Source organism: Lacticaseibacillus parakribbianus (assembly GCF_025490915.1).
GTDB lineage: Bacteria > Bacillota > Bacilli > Lactobacillales > Lactobacillaceae > Lacticaseibacillus > Lacticaseibacillus parakribbianus.
The window spans coordinates 1-22,424 of record NZ_JANQBA010000012.1 but is presented as its reverse complement, the minus strand read 5'-3'; the positions used below and the strand labels follow the sequence as shown (position 1 = coordinate 22,424).

General features: G+C 56.5%; 21 protein-coding genes, 1 tRNA gene and 1 pseudogene. 22 read left to right on the top strand and 1 reads right to left on the bottom strand.

The annotated features are described in order from the left end of the window. The first annotated feature begins 775 nt into the window (after nt 1-775). From NUH19_RS10055 to NUH19_RS10045, 3 genes are all read left to right on the top strand, one after another. The gene (locus tag NUH19_RS10055) at nt 776-1,306 is read left to right on the top strand and encodes an ArpU family phage packaging/lysis transcriptional regulator (RefSeq protein WP_262316423.1); all 531 of its coding nucleotides are present in this window, start codon (nt 776-778) and stop codon (nt 1,304-1,306) included. A gap of 304 nt (nt 1,307-1,610) precedes the next feature. Continuing rightward, a tRNA-Arg gene (locus NUH19_RS10050) sits at nt 1,611-1,683 on the top strand. Nucleotides 1,684-1,767: 84 nt separating this feature from the next. Beyond that, the gene (locus NUH19_RS10045; protein WP_262316422.1) at nt 1,768-2,298 is read left to right on the top strand and encodes a hypothetical protein; all 531 of its coding nucleotides are present in this window, start codon (nt 1,768-1,770) and stop codon (nt 2,296-2,298) included. 111 nt (nt 2,299-2,409) lie between these two features. Here NUH19_RS10045 and NUH19_RS10040 read toward each other — a convergent pair whose 3' ends face one another. Next, on the bottom strand, nt 2,410-2,619 hold the full coding sequence (locus NUH19_RS10040) for a CsbD family protein (RefSeq protein WP_054722786.1): 210 nt from the start codon (nt 2,617-2,619) through the stop codon (nt 2,410-2,412). A gap of 401 nt (nt 2,620-3,020) precedes the next feature. Here NUH19_RS10040 and NUH19_RS10035 point away from each other — a divergent pair, with 401 nt between their 5' ends. From NUH19_RS10035 to NUH19_RS09945, 19 genes and pseudogenes are all read left to right on the top strand, one after another. After that, complete coding sequence (locus NUH19_RS10035) at nt 3,021-3,524, top strand: HNH endonuclease (RefSeq protein ID WP_262316421.1); 504 nt, start codon at nt 3,021-3,023, stop codon at nt 3,522-3,524. Nucleotides 3,525-3,644: 120 nt separating this feature from the next. Then, a complete protein-coding gene (locus NUH19_RS10030) occupies nt 3,645-4,127 on the top strand; it encodes a phage terminase small subunit P27 family (protein WP_338085560.1) in 483 nt (160 codons plus the stop codon). Next, nucleotides 4,120-6,015, top strand: coding sequence for a terminase large subunit (locus NUH19_RS10025; protein WP_262316420.1), 1,896 nt, complete (start codon nt 4,120-4,122; stop codon nt 6,013-6,015). Before NUH19_RS10030 ends, NUH19_RS10025 begins: the two co-directional genes overlap by 8 nt. Then, nucleotides 6,002-6,196, top strand: coding sequence for a DUF1056 family protein (locus NUH19_RS10020; protein ID WP_262316419.1), 195 nt, complete (start codon nt 6,002-6,004; stop codon nt 6,194-6,196). Before NUH19_RS10025 ends, NUH19_RS10020 begins: the two co-directional genes overlap by 14 nt. Next, nucleotides 6,196-7,362 (top strand): phage portal protein, encoded by a 1,167-nt coding sequence (locus NUH19_RS10015; RefSeq protein ID WP_262316418.1) that lies wholly within the window; start codon nt 6,196-6,198, stop codon nt 7,360-7,362. Before NUH19_RS10020 ends, NUH19_RS10015 begins: the two co-directional genes overlap by 1 nt. Then, nucleotides 7,359-8,081: a head maturation protease, ClpP-related gene (locus NUH19_RS10010; protein WP_262316417.1), complete on the top strand. Its 723-nt coding sequence runs from the start codon at nt 7,359-7,361 to the stop codon at nt 8,079-8,081. Before NUH19_RS10015 ends, NUH19_RS10010 begins: the two co-directional genes overlap by 4 nt. Nucleotides 8,082-8,083: 2 nt before the next feature. Then, nucleotides 8,084-9,274, top strand: coding sequence for a phage major capsid protein (locus NUH19_RS10005; RefSeq protein WP_420844685.1), 1,191 nt, complete (start codon nt 8,084-8,086; stop codon nt 9,272-9,274). 92 nt (nt 9,275-9,366) lie between these two features. Beyond that, on the top strand, nt 9,367-10,260 hold the full coding sequence (locus NUH19_RS10000) for a hypothetical protein (protein ID WP_262316416.1): 894 nt from the start codon (nt 9,367-9,369) through the stop codon (nt 10,258-10,260). Continuing rightward, complete coding sequence (locus NUH19_RS09995) at nt 10,247-10,597, top strand: head-tail connector protein (RefSeq protein WP_262316415.1); 351 nt, start codon at nt 10,247-10,249, stop codon at nt 10,595-10,597. Before NUH19_RS10000 ends, NUH19_RS09995 begins: the two co-directional genes overlap by 14 nt. Before the next feature lie 7 nt (nt 10,598-10,604). Beyond that, complete coding sequence (locus NUH19_RS09990; RefSeq protein ID WP_262316414.1) at nt 10,605-10,910, top strand: hypothetical protein; 306 nt, start codon at nt 10,605-10,607, stop codon at nt 10,908-10,910. Then, a complete protein-coding gene (locus NUH19_RS09985) occupies nt 10,903-11,367 on the top strand; it encodes a phage tail protein (protein WP_262316413.1) in 465 nt (154 codons plus the stop codon). The genes NUH19_RS09990 and NUH19_RS09985 overlap by 8 nt, the downstream gene beginning before the upstream one ends. Beyond that, nucleotides 11,364-11,732, top strand: coding sequence for a DUF806 family protein (locus NUH19_RS09980; RefSeq protein ID WP_262316412.1), 369 nt, complete (start codon nt 11,364-11,366; stop codon nt 11,730-11,732). The genes NUH19_RS09985 and NUH19_RS09980 overlap by 4 nt, the downstream gene beginning before the upstream one ends. Before the next feature lie 3 nt (nt 11,733-11,735). Next, entirely contained in the window at nt 11,736-12,395 is a 660-nt protein-coding gene (locus NUH19_RS09975; protein WP_262316411.1) for a phage tail protein, read from the top strand. Nucleotides 12,396-12,434: 39 nt separating this feature from the next. Beyond that, nucleotides 12,435-12,827, top strand: coding sequence for a hypothetical protein (locus tag NUH19_RS09970; protein WP_262316410.1), 393 nt, complete (start codon nt 12,435-12,437; stop codon nt 12,825-12,827). After that, on the top strand, nt 12,772-13,026 hold the full coding sequence (locus NUH19_RS09965) for a hypothetical protein (RefSeq protein ID WP_262316409.1): 255 nt from the start codon (nt 12,772-12,774) through the stop codon (nt 13,024-13,026). Before NUH19_RS09970 ends, NUH19_RS09965 begins: the two co-directional genes overlap by 56 nt. A 4-nt stretch (nt 13,027-13,030) precedes the next feature. Next, a complete protein-coding gene (locus NUH19_RS09960) occupies nt 13,031-17,608 on the top strand; it encodes a tape measure protein (protein WP_262316408.1) in 4,578 nt (1,525 codons plus the stop codon). Next, complete coding sequence (locus NUH19_RS09955; protein WP_262316407.1) at nt 17,608-19,098, top strand: distal tail protein Dit; 1,491 nt, start codon at nt 17,608-17,610, stop codon at nt 19,096-19,098. Before NUH19_RS09960 ends, NUH19_RS09955 begins: the two co-directional genes overlap by 1 nt. Beyond that, the gene (locus tag NUH19_RS09950) at nt 19,095-21,650 is read left to right on the top strand and encodes a phage tail spike protein (protein ID WP_262316406.1); all 2,556 of its coding nucleotides are present in this window, start codon (nt 19,095-19,097) and stop codon (nt 21,648-21,650) included. The genes NUH19_RS09955 and NUH19_RS09950 overlap by 4 nt, the downstream gene beginning before the upstream one ends. A gap of 11 nt (nt 21,651-21,661) precedes the next feature. Continuing rightward, nucleotides 21,662-22,424: pseudogene (locus tag NUH19_RS09945) on the top strand (hypothetical protein); the annotation flags it as partial.

Genomic DNA, 22,424 nt, shown 5'->3' with positions numbered 1-22,424 from the left:
GAGGTGTTAGACCTAGCGGCATGTAGTTCGGATTGTCCCAACCCAGATGTTCTTATCTGTCGTTACGCCGCCGCCTCAGATGGTGAGACGGAGACACATAGGACGTGTCCGTACTGCCACGAACCACACAGGGTAATTCCGACAGACGATGAGTTTGGTTGGGGCGGTGAGTCTGACAACTTTCTTCGCATTGGTATGACTGGCGGCGACAGTTGGAACGGCATACCGCCAAAGCCGACACCGGGTGGGGCTATTCACACCATTATGGCAGTGGGATACGACAATGCAGAAGTCGATGAAACAATATCAATCAACTACTGCCCGATGTGTGGTCGGAGACTGAGGACGGGAAAATGATAGAGAAACGGCATGAAATTCACATTCTGGGCGCGCTGTTTGTCACTGTGCCTCTGGGGCTTCTTGATGCGGTGGTCTCGATGTATGGCTGGAACACGTTTGTGGCCAGCGCTTTCGGAGTACCAAAGCTGAAGTTAATAAGTACATGGGGTCTTCTAGTATTCTTCAACTACCTAATCACGAAGAGAAAAGACTTCTCTGACGACAGTCGAATGACTTGGGAAGACCTAATAATCGCCATGCTCACGACACTGTACGTTTGGCTAATGATGTTCGTGTTGCACTTTTTCATATAGGGGGAGAACGAAATGAGCCTGCATGATTATCTTGGAATCAAGCTCTGGTGGGAGGCCATCACTACAATTATCGGCCTCACCGCGTTTGCTATCTGGTTAATTTACAACTGGTGGCATGATCGTTGATTGCCGTCATGCTGTTCATAGCCTTGGTGGGCGTGTGGTTCTGGGCTAATTGGGAAAGGAGCAGTGCGCAAGTGAGAAAGACAACAGCTAGTGCTGTGAGCCCGTGGGATTATGAAGCGTCTGTAGCAGAAGCTGACAATGTGCTAGAAGACTATCGTAGACGAAAACAAAGGTCACGGGTCAAGGCTTCTATCCAGTCGCCATCACTTGACGGTATGCCAAGATCATCATCAATCGGCAACGTTATGGAGATAAAGATCACCAACCGTTTGGATGATGAAACGTACGTAGAAGTATGCGAAAAGACAATCGAGTGCATCGAAGATGATGCTCGGCGAAACATACTGAGAGACTATTACATTAAGCGACCCATTGCCGTAGAACTGTTGATTGCGGATTCTGGATATAGTAAAGCCGGATACTATATCGCGCTCAAAGAAGCCTTGTACGCTTTTGCCAGTATATGGCCTGTTGGTAGTCATGGATTGCTGGTTAATAAAAGTAGACAAACAGTGGACAAAAGGTAAACAAAGAGTAGACAAAGACTGGACATCTACCCTGAAATTGCATGTTATTATTGTATTGTGCCAAAGGCGAGAACCTGAGGCACGCCTTCTTTCTTGGTTTATGTCGGTCTGTGGTGATGATAAAGCCATGGACAGGTAACCCCGATATGGAAGCCACGCACGGCTGCCGGTCCGATTCCGGCACGGGGAAGAGCTTGCGATGACCCCATACTAAACTGGGCGAGCGAGCGACTCAAAAATACTGCATCACGCATATGGCCTTCGTGCCACTCATACCGTTGAGGACGTGATGACGGACAGTATAGCAATCGTAGCTCAGTATGGTAGAGCCATCGCCTAAACGACGTATGTCGCTGGTTCAAATCCAGCCGATTGCATCAAAGCATTGCATAACCTAGTCATACGTGTTAATATTTTGCACGTTGCTGTTTACTAATCAAATCATAGGAGGAACTACCGTCATGAATTTAAAAAAGAGCTTAGTAATTTCCGCCACTGCGATTGCGCTACTGGGAACTGGATTTGGCGTAAAAACTTTTGCGGATGATTATTGGGCAGGACACGTAGATGTTGAAGCTATTAACACCGACATTGACACACTTGCCAGTCGTGTCCAAAGTAAGAACAGTCAGATTACACAGTTGACGACTGACCTTGGTAATGCCAAGTCTTCCGTTAGTGGTTACCAAGATCAGATTAAGGCCCTACAGGACCAACTCACTCAGGCTAATGCCGACAAGCAGACTGAGATTCAAGAAAAAATTAACGAAATCAATCAGAAAATTGATGAAGGCAACCAGAAAGTTGCTGCTAAGCAAGCTGAGGTTGATGCAGCCAACAAGAAAGTCTCCGATCTTCAACAACAGCTAGCAGACGCACAGCAAAAGCTTTCCGATGCGCAAAACAAAAACAATGCCGATATGAACCAAGCATTGAGTGATGTTCAGGCGACACACGCTAAAGCTGATCAGGCCGTTCAAAATAACCAATAAGTTTTATTTCTCAAGGACGCTTAGGCGTCTTTTTATTTACGCAAGCACTCCGCCAAACGGTGAGGAGCTATTTTTTTGCAAACAAATAGCCGGCAAATGCCGGCCGTAAGACTAATCTTTATCAAGTTTTTCTTTCACATCATCAACAGTATCTTTAACGGCATCTTTGGCATCGTCTAACTTTTCTTTTACTTTGCCAAGTACGCCTTCAGCCTTTCCTTGTGCTTCGCGGGCTTTATCACCAGTAACTTTACCTTCAACTTCTTTTGCTTTACCGGAGATCTTGTCCTTAGTGCTATCAATTTTACCATCTAAGCTCATAGATATTACCTCCCTTTACTTAGCATTATCTCACAGACTTATTAAATAATGCAAGCAAATAGCCCTCGGTTGGGGGCCAAGGGCATACGTCGTGTGAATAAACTGGACGTCAGGGGTGAACAACACCTAATCGTGTTGGACGGGTTAATTATATTTCAGCAGGTGAACAGATGCAATAGGCAGAATAAACGAATTGTCTATTTAAAGCACGTTGTCTCAATATTGGAGGAAGAACGCATGTACTATTTTTTGTTGTTTCTGACGCTCATATTCGTGCTGGCCAAGCTATTCGGCTTAATTGCATGGGGTTGGTTGCTAGTATTCATGCCGCTGCTTGCATGGATGATTTGGATAGTATTCTGGATAGTGCTGGCAATCGTCTTACATGAGGAGTGACACACATGCCAAGAGTTAGACGATGCCGAGCCACTGGCTGTCATGCAATGTGTGAGATACCGCACTGGTATTGTGTTAAGCATATCGACCAAGAGGCTGACTATCTAGCTACTCGTGAGCGCTGGGCACGCGGTCATGATACCAACTATCAACGCAAGTACAACCAACACACACGCAATCGCAACGCTACCAAGTCCAAGCAGTATCAGTTCTATCGGTCACGCCAATGGCAGTCGCTACGGCGTGAGGTGATGGACAGGGACATGCACATGGATCATTATGCCAAGCTTGCAGGTCGGATAGTGCAAGGCAATACGGTTGATCATATCGTTCCCGCAGAGATTGCACCGGAGTTGATGGATGACCCAAGCAACTTAGTCACATGCTCACCAGCAACACACAGAGCCAAAACTAAGTGGGAGCAAGAGTATTACGGCACAGGCCAAGGAAATCAGCCGACCGGCGCGCCTTGGATTCGTGATATTTACAAGCTACCCATCAAATTCTAGCAATTATTTTTCATCCCCCCGCCCCCTTGCGGGAGTAGGAGGAGCGCACACACAGTCACAGGGACGCGCAAACGGCGTGTCTGAAACAATTCGACCCACCGGGGCCGAAAGGAGGCGAAGATGATGGGAAAATCAGCCTTTAACGCTCAAAACGGCGGCCAATTGTCGAAAGACCCGCCGAAATATTTTGGGAGGATTGCTGCTGCCACCTGGCGCCGCATCGTCCCTTTTTTGATGGTCCAGGGTCACGACGTCCGCCGTATTGACCAAAGCCTGGTCGAGATGTACTGCACACAGTACGAAATCTACCGCAAGGCTTACGAAAGCATCAAAAAGAATGGCGCCCAGACCGAAGCCTACCGTTCAGTGCAAAACAACCGCGGTGAGGTGATTGGCAAGGACTTCCTCGGCTACAAGCGCAACCCTGCCACATCCATTTACAACGACGCTCTCAAGCAGCTGGCCTCGGTTGGCGCTCAGCTCGGGCTATCACCGAAGTCTCGGGCTGAGCTGGCCGAACTGGTCGGCAGCACTTCGCCATCCGGTGACGTGGACGTGGGCAAGGCCCTCAAGAATCTGTTAGGTGGTGGTGCTGATGATTGATGATGAGCCACTGGACCTCACGCAGAGCCACGACGTCATCGGCGCCTATCGCAAGCACGACTACCGCGCCATTCGCGACAAGTACAAGGACCCGGGCACTGTCTACGCCTTTCGTGTCCTGGACGGCGAGATTCTGGCCGGCTACACGATGCGCCTGGCGTGTTTTCGGCACGTGCAGGACCTGCGCCGCGCCGAGGCTGAGCAAGAGAACTTCCCATTTCGCTACGACCTAGGGAAGACGGGAGCCATCCTCAAGTTTGCTGCCATCTGCCCGGACGTCGACTCAGGCGAACCGTCAAAGCTCATGTTGTGGCAGAAGTTCGCACTGAGTCAGCTTTTTGGCTGGGTGACGCTAGACGGCCAGAAGCGGTACACCCGTGCAGACCTGAGCGTCGGCCGCGGCCAGGGCAAGACCTACCTGATGGGCATCTACATGTCTTACAGCTTTCTGATTGAGCCGCTCGGCCGGTCGAACCAGGACTTCCTGGTCAGCTCCATCAATTTCAAACAGACGAATAAGCTGTTTGGCTACATCAAAACGATGCTGCGTGCAATCATTCAGATTCCACCGTTTGACGCCTTAGCCAAGCAGTCCGGTCTTGTGCTGCTCAATGACCAATTCGTCCAACGCACGGTTAACAACGTGCTGCGCGAGATTCCACACGAGTCGGGCCAGTACGACAGCTACCATTTCACCGTTGCTGTGTTTGACGAGGTGGGCGAGGTCAAGACTCGCGACCGTATTAGCAAGATTACGTCCGGCCAGGTCAAGGTGCCGAACCATCAGTACATCCAGATCTCTACCAGCTACCCTGACCCGTCAGTACCGTTCCACGTCGACCAAAAGATGATGCAGGAAGTCATGGAGCGCGATAGCGACCGCTCCAACGACCGGCGCCTCTGCCTAGTGTGGGCGCAGGACGAACTGTCCGAGACCTACAAACCCGAGACATGGTCGAAGTCTAACCCGTTGCTTGGTCTCAAGGATCAGTACAACACACTCATCAGCGGACTGACCGACGCTCGCGACCAGGCCCTGGCGAACGGAACCGTAGCCGAGTTTCAAAACAAAAATCTGAACATGTGGCTCCAAGAGAAGGCCAGCAGCTTCCTGAAGCTTCACGACATCGAGCGGTCTGTGATTCCGGACTTCTCAATCCGCGGCCGTCGCGTCTACGTGGGCTTCGACTACTCGATGTTCAGCGATAACACTGCCATCTGGTTCACCTACCCGTACCTTCGGGATGACGGCTCGCAGCACTGGCACGTCGAACAGCACAGCTTCATCCCGTGGGAGCGCGCCGGGTCCATCGCGGCCAAGGAAAAACAGGACGGCATCGCTTACCGCGAGTTTCCGGAGTTTTGCACCATCACCAGCCACCCGAAGGGCCTCATCAATGACGACCAGGTCTACCAGTGGCTGATGGACTTTGTCGACGACAATGGCCTGGACGTGGTCTTCTTCGGCTACGACGCCTGGGGCGCGACCAAGGCCATCAAGCAGCTGGAGCTCAACACGTCTTGGCCGCTCGAAGCCATCCGGCAGCGCACTAGTGAACTCAAGGATCCGACTAAGTTTTTGCAGAAATGCTTTGTCGAAGGCACCATCGACCGTCCAGACGACCCAATCATGGCCAAGGCGCTCATCAACGCCCAGCTGTACGAGGACAAGATTGGCATCCAGGTCGACAAGGCCGCGGCCACCTACAAAATCGACGTTGTCGACGCCGGCATCGATTCGATGTACCAGGCGATGTACGACTTCGAGGGCTACTCGATGGTCAACGACAAGTCCAAGCAGGTCGACCGCATGACGCAGGAGCAAGTCGCCGAGTGGTTCCGCAGCCAACACAACCTTGAGGGAGGTGACACGGATGATCTTCAGTAGATTAGGTTCCGCCATCTGGCACGTCGCCGACGTGCTGTGCTTTATCCTGGCGCTGGTGGCGTTCTGCGCTGGGGCCTACCAGTTTGGCCTCGGGTGGTTCTACCTCGCCTTGGCGCTGTCTTTGGCCTTCCTCGGCTGGCTGTGCGAGGTGATCGCAGGCCAGAAGGGAGGTGATGACTAATGCCGATTTTTACCATCAAGAACAAGGCTGATCCCTTCGCGCCCGCCAGCGACAACTACGAGGACGTGCTGAACTTTGCCATCGCGAACAGCGGCAGCTCCGGCCAGTACGTGAGCGCTGACCGCGCGCTGCACAACTCGGACATCTACTCCGTGGTGATGCAGCTGGCAAGCGACCTGGCGACGATCAACTACCGCGCCACGAGCAAGCGCATGGACGCCTTCGTGGCGAACCCAAGTGCCACCAGCAACGGGCATTCGTTCTGGACATCAGTGTTCGCCCAGCTGCTGCTGTCTGGTGAGTCCTTCGTGTACCGCTGGCGCAACGTCAACGGCGTGGACGTGCGCTGGGAGTACCTGCGTCCCTCGCAGGTCAATGCCTTCCAGCTATCCGACGGCTCCGGGCTGATCTACAATCTGGCCTTCGATGAGCCGGACATCGGCCTGCTTCAGGCCGTGCCGCAAAACGATGTGCTGCACTTCCGCCTGCTATCAAAGAACGGCGGGATGACCGCAATCAGCCCGCTGTCCGCTCTGGCAGACGAGCTCAACATCAAGAAGGCCAACAACAAGCTGACCCTGGACGCATTGAGCCAGGCCGTGACTGCGCCTGGCGTCTTGAAGGTGACCAAGGGCGGCCTGCTCAACGCCAAGGAAAAGGCCACACGCTCGCGTGAGTTTATGGCACAACAGCAGCAGAGTAACGGCGGCCCAATCGTGCTGGACGACCTCGAAGACTACTCGAAGCTTGAAGTTCAGAGTAACGTGGCCCAGCTGCTCAGCCAAACCGACTGGACGGCTAAGCAAATTGCCAAGGTGTACGGGATTCCGGATACCTACGTCAACGGGCAGGGCGACCAACAGTCTTCTGTCGACCAGATCACGGGGATGTACGTCAAGGCGCTAAACCGGTACGCACAAAGCGCGGTGAGTGAGCTCAACGTCAAGTGCGCAGCCGACTTCGAGGCGGACCTGTGGCCGGTGATTGACCCAATGGGTAGCAACTTCGCCGCCGCGGCCGTCAACATGCGCAAGGGCGGCATCATTGACAGCGCCCAAGCGGTCTGGCTGCTGAAGAACACCGGCTACTTACGCGACGACATGCCCGATGCCACCACGGTGCCAGCGCCGATCACTGAACCACCGAAGGGAGGTGAAAACGAATGATTACGATTGAAGCACACGGCGACGTGCTGGCCGAAAACGACGAGTACGCGCCAATGTACGACTTCTTCGGTATCCCGCGCATCAGCGAGGGATCCTTCCGCCGCCAGCTGGCTGCAGACGAAACAGACGACGTCACGGTCAACATCTCAAGCGACGGCGGCGACGTCTTCTCGGCGTCTGCCATCTACTCGATGCTGCGGGCACGGCCAGGCAACGTGACCGTCAACATCGTAGGGCTTGCCGCTTCGGCGGGCTCCGTGATTGCAATGGCAGGCAAGACCGTCAACATCTCGCCGACCGGCGCACTGATGATTCACCGCGCTTCCACCGTGGCACAAGGCAACACTGACGACATGAATCAAGCCAAGACAATGCTTGACCAGGTCGACCAGACCATCGTGCCAGCGTACGTCGCCAAGACTGGGAAGACTGAAGGTGAGATTCTCGACCTGATGGTCAAGGAGTCCTGGATTACTGCCAAGCAGGCGGTGGATTGGGGCTTCGCCGATAGCATCATGTTCGACGATGCCAAGCCTCAGGTCGCCGCCAGTGCCAGTCACCGCGCCGTGCCTAATTCGGCGCTCGACCGGATGCGGTCGCTGTTCGACAAGCTCAACCCGACGGCCGCACCAGCACCACAACCAACCGCTAAGACGAAGCCAACTCTGCGAGACGCAAAGCTGGCTATTTTGATGGGCCGAGAGCCCGAGGAGGAATAACAATGCACCCAGATATTAACAAGCTCAACGACGCCTGGATCGGCGCCGGTCAGAAGGTCGAAGACCTTAACGCCAAGCTCAACGCTGCAGCTCTTGATGACAAGTTCAGCAAGGAAGACTTCGAGTCCCTGAAGGCCCAGCGCGACAATGCACGCGCCCAGCGCGATGCACTCGGCGGCCAGGTTGCTGAGGCCCGCGCTGCTGAAGTCGCTAAGATGGACAACAACGCCAAGAAGCCGCTGTCCGAACCAGAGAAGAGCGTCGAGGACAAGTTCGTCGCCGACTTCAAGGCGATGGTTCGCGGGGACGCGAAGATTGTCAACCTGATCACTTCTGACACCGACGAAGCCGGCAACGCGATTGGCCTGACCATTCCGCAGGACATCGAGACCGCCATCAACCTGCTCAAGCGCAAGTACGACCAGCTGGAACAATTCGTCACAGTCGAGAAGGTTGGCACGCTCAGCGGCTCCCGTGTGTACGAGAAGTTCTCCGAGATTACGCCACTGGCTGACCTGGACGACGAGACGGCTACCATCGCCGACAACGACGACCCGAAGCTGCACCTCATCAAGTACCTGATTCACCGGTACGCTGGCATCAACACCATCACTAACTCTCTGCTCAAGGACACTGCCGACAACCTACTGGCATGGCTCTCCAGCTGGATTGCCAAGAAGGTCGTTGTGACCCGCAACCAGAAGATTGTCGCCGCATTCGCAGGCCTGAAGAACAAGAAGACGGTTGCCACCTTCGACGACGTCAAGGACCTGATTCTGCTTGGCGTGGACACCGCGCTGCAGGCATCTTCGCTCATCATCACCAACAAGTCCGGCTTCGCCGTGCTCGCCAAGGTGAAGGATGCCGAGGGCCGCTACATGGTCCAGCCAGACGTCACCCAGCCGGAACGCAAGCAGATTGAAGGCGTCACTGTGCATGTCATTGAAGACCGTGACCTGCCGAGCGCCGAAGATGGCAGCTTCCCGCTGATCTACGGCGACACGGCAGAAGCTGTTACGCTGTTCGACCGCGAGAACATGTCTTTGCTCACCACCAACGTTGGCGGCGGTGCCTTCGAGAAGGATCAGACCAAGATTCGTGTCATTGACCGCTTCGACGTTCAGCTGACCGACGACGAGGCTGCTGTATACGGTTCCTTCAGCGCCATTGCTGACCAGACCCCAAAAGCGTAGCGTCGTCTGAGACTACGACGACGAGCACCACAACCACGACCACCACCAAGCCAACCACCACGACTACGACTACCAAGGAGGGGGGCTAGCCGATGAAGCTAATCCTATGCCAGCCGGCCATCACGCGCTTTGAGTGGGAGCTGGAGGTATTTCTGACTAACGCCAAGGCCGTTGGTTTCAGGTTGGCTGACATCGTGCTGCTTTTTGCCCAGTCCGACCAATCCGTACCGCAACGCCTGGCGAAAAAGTATGGAGTCGAGGTCCATGTGTATCAAGACCAGCGCGAAAACAAAATCTATCAGCCATCGGTCAAACCGTATCTGTGGTGGAGGTATCTGGCAGAGGACAGCAGTCGCGAACACGAGAAGTATTTCTACATCGATAGTGACGTGATTTTCCGCGCACGACCGGACTTCCGCACCGTCAACGCGACGCCGGATCGGTGGTACTGCTCGGACACGGTCGGTTACTTGAGCCTGGACTATATTCGCCAGTGCCGCGACGGGCCAACCGTGCTGTCGCGAATGGCCGAGATCGTTGGCGTGACGACCGAGTCTCTCGAAACCATCAACCACAACAGTGGCGGCGCGCAGTGGGTGATCAAAGACCCGAGCGCCGAATATTGGGGCAAGGTCTATCGCGATAGTGTTCGGTTGTACGAGTACCTACTGGCCAGCGGGTCCGATATTCAGGTCTGGACGGCCGAGATGTGGGCGCAGCTTTGGAACATGATGTACTTCAACATCGGTCCAATGGTGAGCCCGGAGCTGGCTTTTTGCTGGCCGACGGACCCGGTAGACCGCTGGGGGCAGGTCAAACTCCTGCACAACGCCGGCGTGACTCCGGACGACGACCAGCTCTTTTTCAAAGGCCAATACACCGACCGCACACCATTTGGGGATGATTTGAATTTCGTCGACCCAGCGCGTTGCTCGGTCAAGTATGTGGATGCGATAAAGGCGGTGATGATAGATGGCAACACTTGATGACCTGCGCACATCGCTGCGCAAGCCCAGGTTCGATGACGACGAGCTAGATGCGGCCGAGGACAAGTTGCTCCAGGGATACCTTAACGCCGCCGAGACCTACGTCAAGGACTCGGTAGGCTGCGACGATGACTTCGCCGTGGCAGATGGCAACGCAGCCCTGATGGACGTGGCAGTGCTGGCAATTGCTGGCGCGTACTACCAGAACCCCGTCGCCGTGCAGTCCGGATCCGCACCCGTGGTCGTGGACATTGTGTCCAACAACCTTATTGGCAAGCTTCGAGCACGATGGGAGGTGAGCCAAGATGGTACAACTGGCGACACCGGTACGGCTTGACCGGCTCATGGTGCTTGGCCATATGGGGACCACCTACAGCTCTGAAGGCGTCCCTATCGACGTCTTCGTCGCTACTCGCAAGGCGCTGGCCGGCGCCTGGTCTCGCACAATGCTCCAGCAGTACGCTCTTGCCGGCACCGACCGGGAGCACACGGTGATGTACGTAGCGCGGCACGCCGCGAGCTACGACGGCATCACCCGAGTGCAGATGCTCGGTCACACCTACGAGCTCACAGACGTCCAGTCCGAGCCGGCACCGGGGCCGCGCGCCTACGACCTGCTGACACTGCGGGAGGTGGTTCGACGTGGCTAGTGATGACTTTGGAGACGCCATCAAGGAGTGGTACAAGCAGCTAGAGTCCGCCGTGACGCTGACCGCCGCCGAGCGCGGCGAGATTACTGCGGCTGGCGCCGCAGCGTACGTCAAGGTGCTCAAGCGCATGACGCCGCGCTCGCATGTCGACTATTCAAAAGGCGGTAAGCGGGCGGGACACGCAACTCGGAAGAAGCGCGCGCACTTGGCCGACCAGTACCGCTACAAGGACGGCTACACTGCCGATGGCCTGAATACGGGCGACACAGATGTTGGTCAGTCCGACCACTACTTCGACTTCTTGGCCCGCCTGCTCAACGACGGCCAGAAGAAGATGAGTACCAAGGAGCTAGCCAACCTGCACTTCACAGATCGCGCCCAAGAGGCGGCGAAGGGTGATGTATTCGCGGCCATGCTTGCCAAGTATCAACAGCTGACTGGAGGTGGTGAGTCATGAGCACTGTCATGGAAGCCAAAGCAATCATCGACCAGGTACCACACCTGGACGGTGTTTACCCAAACCGATTGCCAGACGCCGCAGCCGACGACACCACGTCAACAGTGGTGCTGCTGACAGAGGCACAAGGCGACACGCCGGATGAGTACGGCGGCGACAAGGCCACGCGCTTCACTCGGACAGTCGCCATCAACATCTTCTACGGCTTGTCCAAGACCGACGATGCGTCGGCCGTGGAACGGGCCGTTTTTGATGCGTTTGAGGGCGCCGGGTGGGGTGAGACCTACTCAGCGCCGCACACGTACGACCCGACGACGGGCCAGTACACGAAGGTTTTTCAGTTCACCAATCAAAAGGAGAGATAAAACATGGAATTACGCGGTTTAGCAGACTTTGTTCTCGCGCACTACGATAACGAGACACACCAAATCATCACCACTTCCGGTTCCACCAGCACCAACCCGTTCACGGTCAACCTGTCCACGTCTCTGGGTTCTACTCAGGGCAACATCACCGGGCTGTCTACGGCGCCAGAGAAGGTCTACGGTTCTGATGCCGTGGCCGAGCAGACCATCGGCGTGCTTCAGCCGTCTGTCGCCCTGGCAGCTAACGACATCCCGCACGAGATCATGGACGAGTACTCCGGCCTTGTCGCGGACAAGGTCAACGGCGGCTACGCAGGCAAGTCCGGCGTGCTGGTTGAAGGTGGTCTCATCTTGCACAGCAAGAACCGTACCGGCGACGTGGACGCGTACATCGCCTTCCCGTCCGGCCTGTACACGCCAGGCGACTTGACGCTTGGTACCAACCAGCAGTCCCCGACGGTCGCGCACGATGCGCTGACCTTCAGTGTCCAGGCGCGCGCATCCGACCATCTCGTGTACCAGAAGTTCTACTCTGACGACGAGGACTTCGACTACGAGAAGATGCTGGCCTTCATTTTTGCCGGCTACGAGGCCAAGAACACCAGCACTACAACGACGACCAATCCGACGACCACGACCACTACTACCCAAGCTCAAGGCTAGTCACTACTAGCGGGTGGGTGGGAGGAATAGGAGACAATCATGACTGAATCAACAATGACCTACGTAGAGATTGACGCGACACCAATCGGCATCAAGAAGACCTTCAAGGTGGCTGAGTCCATGGGCAATCAGCGCCGCGCGATGGAAATCATGCGCACCAGCGCTCAGGCCGACCTTGACCAGGACAAGGCAGAAGGCCAAGTGGCCAGCACGCAGGGCATCCTCGATGCAATGAGCGCGCAGCTCGCGTTGATGGACACCTACGTGGACTACATCGTCAAGACGCTTGGGCTTACCAAGCTCCAGCTGGGCTGGACTGAGAAGGCAAGCGGCGCGGACGTGTCGTTCTTCGCACTGGATATCGCTGGTAAGGTGCTTGGCATCACCCAGGAGGGCGCTACCGAAGACGACCAAAAAAGCGACGCCGAGTGACTACCTCGACCAGCTAGACGATATGATCGAGGACTTCGACTATAACGAACAGCAGGCAATGGTCAACTTCGGCATCATGCCGGACGTCTACGAAGAAGCTGGCGCCCAGCGAATGAACCAAATTATGCAGGCCAGGGCCAAGAAGGACCGTCCAGTGGACGCCTTCACCTGGATGCAATCACTCAAGAGCAGGAGGTGAGCTAATGGCAGGGAAAATCCCAGCAGGCACTTTCAATACGCGCATCAGCTTGGACGGCGACCAGTCCGTCAAGACGCTGCGTCAACTCAAAACAGAAGTCAGCGCGCTGACTGGCGAGTGGAAGGCCCAGTCGACCGAACTCGCCTCAGCCGGTGATAAGCTGGGCGCGGCCAAGGCCAAGTACGAGGGCCTCTCTGCTTCCGTCAAGCACCAGAAGGAATACATCGCTCAGCTGCGCGCTGAGCAGAGCAAGCTTGATACTAGCACGACCAAAGGCGGCGAGGACTTCGCCAAGATGGAGAAACAGATTGTCGGCGCTACGACGAAGCTGCAGTCCATGACCGCTCAACAGGGCCGAGCCAAGGACTCGCTGGACTACTACAAGTCCGGCGTGGCTGAGGCCCAAAAGGAACTGGAGCGTATCGGCAACACATCCAAGGCCTACGTCGAGCGGCTCAAGGCGGAGGGCAAGCAGACGCAAGCCAACCGCGCTGAGGCCGAGAACTTGGGCAAGCAGTACGACAAGATGTCGACCATCTACCGCGCGCAGGCGACGGAGCTCAAGAAGATTGAGGCTGCCAGCGGCAAGACCTCCGAGGCGTACGCCAAGCAGTCTATCCGTGTCAACGAAACCGCGACCAAGATGGCCGAGGCCAAGAACCGAATGAACCAGCTCGACGACGCCATGAAGAAGGCCAACCCCGGCATCTTCACACGGCTCAAGACGGCCATCGGCGGCGTCAACGAAAAGGCTGAAAAAACCCAGAGCATCTTCAAGAACGTGTTCTCCGCCAACATCCTGTCTAGCGCCGTTCAGAACGTTTGGGGCCACCTGAGCAGCTGGATTGGCTCCGCGGTCGACTCGGCCAAAGAGTACAGTCTCGCTCAGCAGACCATGAATGCAACCTGGACGACGCTGACGGGCAACGCCAAGTCAGGCCAGGACATGGCCGACATGACCAACAGCATGGCCATTGCGGCCAACAATGCGACGGACATGGTCGATGGCATGAACCAGAAGTTCTACGCCATCTCCAAGAACGCTGACACTACCAAGGCGCTGACCAAGTCCGTCCTCACGCTGCAAGACGCCTTCGGCGCCAGCGACGCGGCAGTCGAGAACTTCGGCACTCAGTTCGCGCAGATGATGGCCAATGGTAAGGTCGGCGCGCAGGACATGATGTCCTTCGTCAACACCTTCCCGGTCCTGCGCACGAACCTGCTCAAGACCGAACGGCAAATTACTGGTAACCACAAGCTGTCGATGCAGCAAATGAACGACCTAATGTCTCAGGGCAAGATCTCATCCGACACGATGGAGAAGGTCCTCAAAGACACCGCTAAGCAGTACGGATCAGCGACCGAGAACTTCGGGCACACCATTCCTGGTATGATCCGCACGGTCAAGTCGCAGATGCCTGTGCTCCTGTCCGCCATCAGCACTCCGCTGACCACCGCGGCGAACCCACTCATCGGCACCATGTCAGACTGGGTGGCTTCGTCCAAGACCAAGGCCAAGTTCACCAGCATCGGCAAGACCTTCTCCGCTGGCCTTACCAAGGCCATCAACGCATTCGGCGGCGGCAAGGATAGCAGCGCAAGCCTGGTGTCCTATCTCAACCGCGGTCTGGAGGGTCTGCAGAAGACCATCTCCGGCACCTTCGACTACCTGGCCAAGCACGCCAAGGACATCAAGGGCATCGCCGGCGACACTTGGCAAATCGTAAAGCTCATCACGGGCGGCGCTTGGGATGTCTTCAAGAGCACGCTCAAGACCGTTGGCGACCTGCTCGGCGTCACGGGCAAGAACGGCAAGAAGGCCAAGGACCCGCTCCAAGAGATCCACGCCATCCTCGACTGGATGGTGAAGCACCGCGACGGCGTCAAGGCCTTCGGCGGTGTGCTCGCCGGTCTCTGGATGACCAGCAAGGTGCTCACCTTCGGCAAGGCGCTGAAAGGCGTGTACTCGACCCTCAAGGCCATCGCTGGTAGTAAACTCGCCACTGGCGTCGGTAGCACCATCAAGAACGTCACTAGCAATGCACTGTCTGGCAATTCCTTTGGTGGCGCCCTCAGCACTGTCAAGGGCGCTGGTGGCTGGTCGCAGATGACTAAGCTCGGGAAGGTTGCCACGGGCGCCGCTGGCGTAGGTGTCGGCATTGACGCGGGTTTGGACATCTATAAGGCCTTCACGGACACGGACAGCAAGGCCAAGTACCAGGATGCCGGATCCGGCATCGGCAAGGCACTGGGCGGCGGCATTGGTCTGGCCTTCGGCGGCCCGATGGGCGCGGCGCTCGGCGCAGCAATTGGCGGTGTAGCCGGCAAGCGGGGCGGCACCGCCGCTAAGGGCTTCATGAGTGGCTGGGATAAAGTCAAGGGCAAGAAGCCCGATGACTGGCTCGGCAAGCTCGGCTATGACGCGCACAAGGGTGTCAGCGGCATCAAAAAATGGTGGGATAAGATCCAGAAGGAAAACCAGAAGGCACAAGCCAAAATGGAGAAGAAGCAGAAGGCCGCCAACAAGAAGCAGCAAAAGGCTTGGGACGACTTTTGGAGCGGCGTGCGCAAAGGAACCAAGTCATGGCTAGACAAGACCAGTAAAGATGCCAAAGCCGGCGTTAACAAGGTCAAGACCAACATCACCGATAAATTCGACGATGTGAAGACCGGGCTCGATAAGACCTTTAAGTCGACCAAGAAGTCCTTCGGCAAGTGGCTTGGCGGATTCGAGAAGGACGCCCGCACCATGGGCCTCAACGAGGCCATCGGCAAACAGTTGGATGGCGTGAAGTCCAAAATCTCGAAGTGGGGTAAGGCCCAGGACAAATCCTGGTCAAAGAAGTGGAAGTCCTTCAAAAAGACCGCATCTGACAACTTCGATGGAGTCAAAGAGTCCGCATCCGACTGGGGTGACAGCACCGCCAAGTGGTGGAGCAAGTGGAAGAAGGGCTTCGGCAAGAACTGGAAAAACGGTTGGAAGAGCTTCGCCGACGGCACCAAGGATAACCTGAAGAAGGCCAAGACAAGCGTCAGTGACTGGGGCGAGAACGTCTCGACCTGGTGGAGCAAGTGGAAGACCAACTTCGGGAAAAACTGGAAGTCGGGTTGGAAGTACTTCAAGGGCAGCATGTCCGACTACCTCGACTCTGCTAAGAGCAAGGCGTCCGACTGGGGCGACAAGGTCGAGTCCTGGCGCAGTCGCTGGAGCACTAAGTTCTCCAAGGGCTGGAAGTCCACCTGGAATGGCATCAGCACCTTCTTCAGCTCCATCTTCTCCGGTATCGCAATTGACGCCAAGAAGGGCATGAACTCCCTGATCGGCATCGTCAACGGCGCTATCGGCGGCATCAACTGGCTGTGGCGCAAGTTCACTGGAAAGAACGCCTTAGGCAAGATTCAAAAGCTCGCCCAAGGCGGCATCGTCGGCAAGATGCACATGGTCATGGTCAACGACGGCCCAGGCCCGGACTGGAAGGAACTCTTTCAGCTTCCAAACGGAGCAATGGGGATGCTGCATGGCCGCAACGCGGTCACTGCGCTCCCTGAAGGCACGCGCGTCTACAACGGCCGCGAGACCAAGAGCCTCATGTCCGCGGCAGGCATTGAGCACTACGCCAAGGGCGGTTGGGTCGGCGCTATTGGTAGCTTCTTCAACGGTGTGGGCGACAAGCTCGAAGCTGTGACCGACTGGCTGGCGCATCCAATCAAGAATGTCGAGAATCTGCTCGCCAAGTACACCAGTGGCCTGACTGCAATAACCAGCACCTACACAGAACTGGGCAAGGGTGTCGTCAGCAAGATGGCAAGTGGCGTCAGCTCCTGGATGAAGTCAAAGCTTAAGGCGGTCGAGGACATGCTATCCCCGGCAAACCCGACAGGCTCTGGTGTCACACGGTGGAAGCCAAGTGTCATCAAGGCCTTGAAGGCCAACGGCTTCGACGCTACAGCAAGCCAAGTCAGCGCCTGGCTGCGTGTCATCCAGCGTGAGTCCGGCGGCAATCCACACGCCATCAACTTGTGGGATAGCAACGCCAAGGCGGGCGTGCCTTCGATGGGGCTTGTCCAGACCATCATGCCGACCTTCAACGCGTACAAGTTCCCGGGCCACGGTAACATCCAGAACGGCTACGACGACCTGCTGGCCGGAATCCACTACGCCAAGTCGCGGTACGGCTCCGGCCCGTCAATGTTCGCCCGCGTCAGTGGCCCACTGGGCTACGCCAACGGCGGCTTTGCCAGCACACCGAGCATCTTCGGCGAGGCTGGCGTAGAAGCTGCTGTGCCGCTGTCTGCGGTTAAACGGTCTCGAGGTTATGAGATGCTCGGCAAGACGGCCGCTGCTATGGCGGCACGTGACGGCATTGGCGAGAGCGGCGGGAGTGGCGTGAGCGCACAGCTCGACCAACTCATCGAGCTGATGACCACGTTGGTCAGCAATGGTATTACCGAGACCATCGAGGCCCATTTCAACGCATATCTGGATAAACGCCAGATGGCCAAAGAGATGGCGCCAGTGCTCAAGGTAGAGATGGCAAGACAGCAGCATATCGAAAACGGCAGAAAGGGGATACGTGACTGATGGTGCTTAAAACAGGATACAAGCTGACCTTTGGCGGCGTTGACCTGATGCAGTGGATCGACGGCGTTAAGTCGGTTGTCCGGAATATCGGTCAAAATAGGACCACTCAGCTAATCAAGATGGGTCAAGCAGATGGGGAAAGACTCCAGTACACAACGGCCGCGGCAGGTACCATTACTGTCGCGGCTTTGATTTTATTCGCCCCGGCGCGGCGTGAGCTAGCTGATGCGCTCGCCAGCGATGGCACGGAGCAGCTCGTGTTCGGTGATGAGCCAAACGTGTACTACGACGCGATTGTCGACGGACAAACCGGATTGACGGAGGACGTGCAAAACAACGTCGTCACGATCACCTTCCTGGTCCCGGACGCTGTCGCACACTCAGTCACGCCTCGTAGCTTTCCGATCGGAGCAGAAGGGTCAGTGACAGTCACCAACGATGGCACCACAGCAACACCGCTGGACATTGACATCACATTCGAGTCCGACGCCAATGCAATCGGCTTTGCGAGCGAGGACAACATTCTGCAGTTTGGGACGCCTGAGGCAGACTCGGACGATAGCGACTTCGTGGCATCTAAGGTACTCATCAGCGACTATATGGAGCCCTCCTCCAAAGCGCTGTGGGCGGTCAACGCAGGCAAGATACGCTGGCGCGCCGACGATGGCGATCACACGTCGAAGGCCGATGGCACCCTGTCGTGGCAGAGCAAGCTGGTCAATGTGGCTAGCTATGGCACCTTTGCGCATGACACGGAGGCTGGATATTGGCATGGGCCAACACTCAATAGGGAGCTGACCGAGGCCGCCGATAACGTGGAGGTCGTGTTCTTCATAACCTTCAAGCCGTCGAAAACTGGAGCAAAGTGCCAAGGCCTGCTCGAGGGCAACCTGGTCGATGCTGATGGTAATTTTGTCGCGGGGTTTGAGCTCAAGGACAACGTGCAGACCGCCAACGCGGTCACGTACAGCTTCTTTGTTGGTGACGAGCGGGTCAACACGACCGCACTGCCGGCCAAGGTGCTCAAGGATGGCGGCGGCTTTTACGGCACTGCCATTATCAAAAAGGTTGGCAATAACTTCACCTTCCGCCTGGCACGGCTCAATGGCAAGACTGGACGCGAGACCTGGGGGAGTCCGACGCTCAGCCGAGTAAACAACACGGTGGCGATGCTTCCAACGGCGCAGATTGCGTTATACGGCGCGCAGTGGCGGGACTTCCCGTCAATGCAAATCGAGTTTGCCCACGTCAAAGTAACAAAAATCAACACGGAAGACGACACGCTTATCCCGCTGACCTTTAGCAGCGGTGACGAGCTGCACGTCGATGGCGAGACCAACCAGGTCTACATCAACGGGGTCAGAAATGATTCTTATCGCGTGCTGGGCTCCAGCCAGATGTTCAAGGTCGGCAAGGGTGACACCACCATCTACGCGATGTCTGATGGCACCTTCACCGGCACATTAACAGAAAGGGAGAAATTCTTGTGATCATTCATGTCATCGACAGAAATTACAACGCACTCACCACCATCGACACGACCGCAAGCGCCGGTGTGATCCTGCAGGACCTCAAGATTACTCCTGGCCTGGACAGCGGCACGCTGCTGACTATTTTAGAGGCCACAGTCTCCAAGGACACACCAGAGAGCGCGCTCGTCGTGCCAGGCGTATTCCTCGTGTGGCAAGACGGCGCCGGCCAGGACGTATGTGTGTCTGTGGTGTCAACTGACGGCGAGGATGAGACCGGGCGGCCTATCACGGCCAAAGACCTGGGCATGGAGCTAAACAACGGCTCCGCGTCGGTCTTTGCCTCGAACGCGCCGCAGTACTTGGAGTACTACGTGCAGCGTGAGTTGTACGACAGCGGGTGGGCCATCGGGGTCAACGAGTTGGGCCACGACATCAAGGCACTGGTCGACACGTCCAGCGATGAGACGCCACTGGCTCGCCTGCAGCGCATCTGCACGGCCTTCGACTGCGAGATGAGCTTTTCGCTCGACTTCCAAAACCTACGCATCAAACGCAAGCTGGTCAACATCTTCCACCGCATCGGTGCCGACAAGACCGACCGCATCTTTTACAGCGGCCGCGACGTGACGACCATGCGCACGTCGGTCAGCACCGACAACATCATCACGGCCATCGAGGACAGCAACAGCGGCTTCGACGACCTGAGCACTGGCGACGGCCGATACTTCACCCGTATGGGCGAGTCCATCATCTACGACCGCGTGGCCAATGCGCAGTACGGGCGTGGCAACACGAGCGAGGAACGCTTCTCTGGCTTCATCACGAAGTCGGCGACTTCCACAGCGTCGAACCCGATGGACTGCTACACGGAGCTGCTCAAGGTGCTGCAATCAAGCAACGAGCCGAGCTTTAGCGCCGAGGTCGAGCTTGTCTTTCAAGACGGCGACTTCGCGGTCGGCGACTCGCTGACCTTTGTCGACGAGGACTACAATCCCGCACTGCGGCTCAAAGCGCGCGTTGCCAGCATGGAGCTGCATCCAGACGATCAGACACAAAATACCATCACCATCACCAACGCCACCCAACTTGCCAGTCGTATCAGCAGCGATCTGCTAGCCAAGCAACAGCAGGTCGAGGATACAGCCGTCTACGTGCTCAAGCTGAGCACGGACAACGGCTCCGGCTTTGTGGACGGCATCGCCAGGACCACCACGGTCACGGCGACGCTGTTTCGCGACGGCGAGGACATCACGAGCACGCTCACGCCTGGCGACCTGATCTGGTACAAGGTGGATAAAAGCGGGGCGCACGACGCGGCGTGGGAGGCTGCTAACGCTGATAAGCTGGCCGTCACCGTGGCCGACACGGACGTTGTCGAGTCCGGCCAAGTCCGGTGTGCGGTGATGCTCATCAAAAAGCCGCTGGTACAGGCCATCTACTTTATCGACGGGCTCAAAGCCGTGGCGCGCAAAGCGCTACGCTTGCAGACTGCTGATACAGTGACATCCGTCCACATCAGCGACACGCACTACGCGACCGACACCATTGCGCGCGACGACCTCGAAAATTACAGCCGCTCGGCCGGTCATGTCAAAAACGTGGCCGAGTTGAGCCAGCTCATCGACCTAGACTACATCGTCCACAACGGTGACACGCACGACGGCGGCACGGCGTCGAAGGACATCGCGCTGTCAAACTTTCGCGAAATCGTGTCTAACCTCGGCCTTGCCAAGTGCCCGTACTTTGTGAGCTGGGGCAACCACGATAACAACTGCTGGGGTGACACGCGCACGAACAGCATCAGCAAGGTTATCCGCAACTACAAGCCGGCGACACCAGGCACCAAAGGTCTACACGGCAAGGGTGCGCAGATGCTGACCAACCGCGAGATGTACGAGGTAGCCACGCGGCCGAGCACTATTTTTGGCATCGTGACTGACCCGGCGAACTCGACGGGCGGCTACTACTACTATGACGTTCCAGGCAAGCCAATGCGCGTGCTGGTGCTCAACCCGCAAGACATACCGGACGGCTTGGATACGGACGGCTACATCAAGTACCAAGGCCTCAACTGCGCCGGCTATCGGCAGGCGCAGATTGCCTGGTTGGCGCAGACGCTTATGGATACGCCGGCCGGCACCACGGTGGCAATCTATCAGCATTTCGGCTTTGGCTACCGCTACAGCAATACGATGGCCTACGTGCCATACAACTACGAGATGATCGATGGCATCATCGATGCCTTTGTGTCTGGCGGCACGTACAGTGGCAGCTATACGGCCAACGCCGACTTCAAGGCTTCGGTGGACTGCGACTTCGGCGGCGCCAAGGGCCTGCTGGCGTTTCTCGCTCACGGGCACTTCCACAACGACAAAATGGTCGTCGGCACCGATGGCATCCACAGCTACTCCATCGGCTGCTCTGTGAGCCGTCCAAAGAAAGACCAAGGTGACCGGCCGCTGGGCAAACTGGAGGAAGATCTGTGGGACGTCGTACTGGTCGATACGGACAAGCATCATGTTGACCTGTTGCGATTTGGGGCTGGCACTGACCAGTCCTTCGACTATTAGGAGGTGATAGGATGGTTTTAATTTCGGATGAAATTCCGATTGTCAAAGTGCGAAACGGTCACGATATCACGTCATACGCGAGCGGAACCAGCTTGCCGACCAAGGTCGCGCCTGCCAATAGCCAATTCTGGTTACTCGATGGTGATGGCATCGCGACAAAATTCTACAAGTCAGACGGCACAAAGTGGGTTGAACAGCCTATCAGCGCTTCCGCCATTTCGGCAGCCACTTTCAACGGGTTGACCTTCAACGGCGTTCGGTTTAACGGCTCAAAATTCGTCAGCAGCTTCTCAAGGCAGTCAGTGGATGCCGCCGGAGTGCAGTCAGAGCTGACGACGACGGGTTCGGGCACGGCCACCCTAGGCGACGGCTACTTGGTCATTGATGGCAAGATTGACGATGCTAGTTTTGGCGAAGCCTTTCACACTGAGGTTGGCCCTTCGGGCGCGTTCAACCGCGTTACGTCGGATCTCGGCGTGGAGAGAAGTGCATCGCTGACGATGGGCGAGCTCTCCTTGTACTCAAAAGAAAGCGATGCGAGTCCGGCATATGTCGGGGTGCTCACTTCGGAGAAGCTTCAGCAGATCAACAACACCGGGAATTTGTTGTGGTCTGGGGCGTGGAAGATGGCTGCGGCCACAACGCTGACGATGGAGAAGAACATCAACGAATGTCTCAATGGATGGGCGCTGCTCTGGTCTGGTGGCGATACAAACGCTCCGCAGAACTATAACTACACAACAACCTACATCAGCAAGGGATTCGCAGCCCGTC

What these genes read in the sequence shown, in the direction of transcription:
- NUH19_RS10015 (WP_262316418.1), top strand. Translation starts at nt 6,196, where the DNA reads ATGCCGATTTTTACCATCAAGAACAAGGCTGATCCCTTCGCGCCCGCC.
- NUH19_RS10000 (WP_262316416.1), top strand. Translation starts at nt 9,367, where the DNA reads ATGAAGCTAATCCTATGCCAGCCGGCCATCACGCGCTTTGAGTGGGAG.
- NUH19_RS09990 (WP_262316414.1), top strand. Translation starts at nt 10,605, where the DNA reads ATGGTGCTTGGCCATATGGGGACCACCTACAGCTCTGAAGGCGTCCCT.
- NUH19_RS10030 (WP_338085560.1), top strand. Translation starts at nt 3,645, where the DNA reads ATGATGGGAAAATCAGCCTTTAACGCTCAAAACGGCGGCCAATTGTCG.
- NUH19_RS10010 (WP_262316417.1), top strand. Translation starts at nt 7,359, where the DNA reads ATGATTACGATTGAAGCACACGGCGACGTGCTGGCCGAAAACGACGAG.
- NUH19_RS09960 (WP_262316408.1), top strand. Translation starts at nt 13,031, where the DNA reads ATGGCAGGGAAAATCCCAGCAGGCACTTTCAATACGCGCATCAGCTTG.
- NUH19_RS10040 (WP_054722786.1), bottom strand. Translation starts at nt 2,619, where the DNA reads ATGAGCTTAGATGGTAAAATTGATAGCACTAAGGACAAGATCTCCGGT.
- NUH19_RS10005 (WP_420844685.1), top strand. Translation starts at nt 8,084, where the DNA reads ATGCACCCAGATATTAACAAGCTCAACGACGCCTGGATCGGCGCCGGT.
- NUH19_RS09970 (WP_262316410.1), top strand. Translation starts at nt 12,435, where the DNA reads ATGACTGAATCAACAATGACCTACGTAGAGATTGACGCGACACCAATC.
- NUH19_RS09975 (WP_262316411.1), top strand. Translation starts at nt 11,736, where the DNA reads ATGGAATTACGCGGTTTAGCAGACTTTGTTCTCGCGCACTACGATAAC.
- NUH19_RS10035 (WP_262316421.1), top strand. Translation starts at nt 3,021, where the DNA reads ATGCCAAGAGTTAGACGATGCCGAGCCACTGGCTGTCATGCAATGTGT.
- NUH19_RS10025 (WP_262316420.1), top strand. Translation starts at nt 4,120, where the DNA reads ATGATTGATGATGAGCCACTGGACCTCACGCAGAGCCACGACGTCATC.
- NUH19_RS09955 (WP_262316407.1), top strand. Translation starts at nt 17,608, where the DNA reads ATGGTGCTTAAAACAGGATACAAGCTGACCTTTGGCGGCGTTGACCTG.
- NUH19_RS09995 (WP_262316415.1), top strand. Translation starts at nt 10,247, where the DNA reads ATGGCAACACTTGATGACCTGCGCACATCGCTGCGCAAGCCCAGGTTC.
- NUH19_RS10020 (WP_262316419.1), top strand. Translation starts at nt 6,002, where the DNA reads ATGATCTTCAGTAGATTAGGTTCCGCCATCTGGCACGTCGCCGACGTG.
- NUH19_RS09980 (WP_262316412.1), top strand. Translation starts at nt 11,364, where the DNA reads ATGAGCACTGTCATGGAAGCCAAAGCAATCATCGACCAGGTACCACAC.
- NUH19_RS10045 (WP_262316422.1), top strand. Translation starts at nt 1,768, where the DNA reads ATGAATTTAAAAAAGAGCTTAGTAATTTCCGCCACTGCGATTGCGCTA.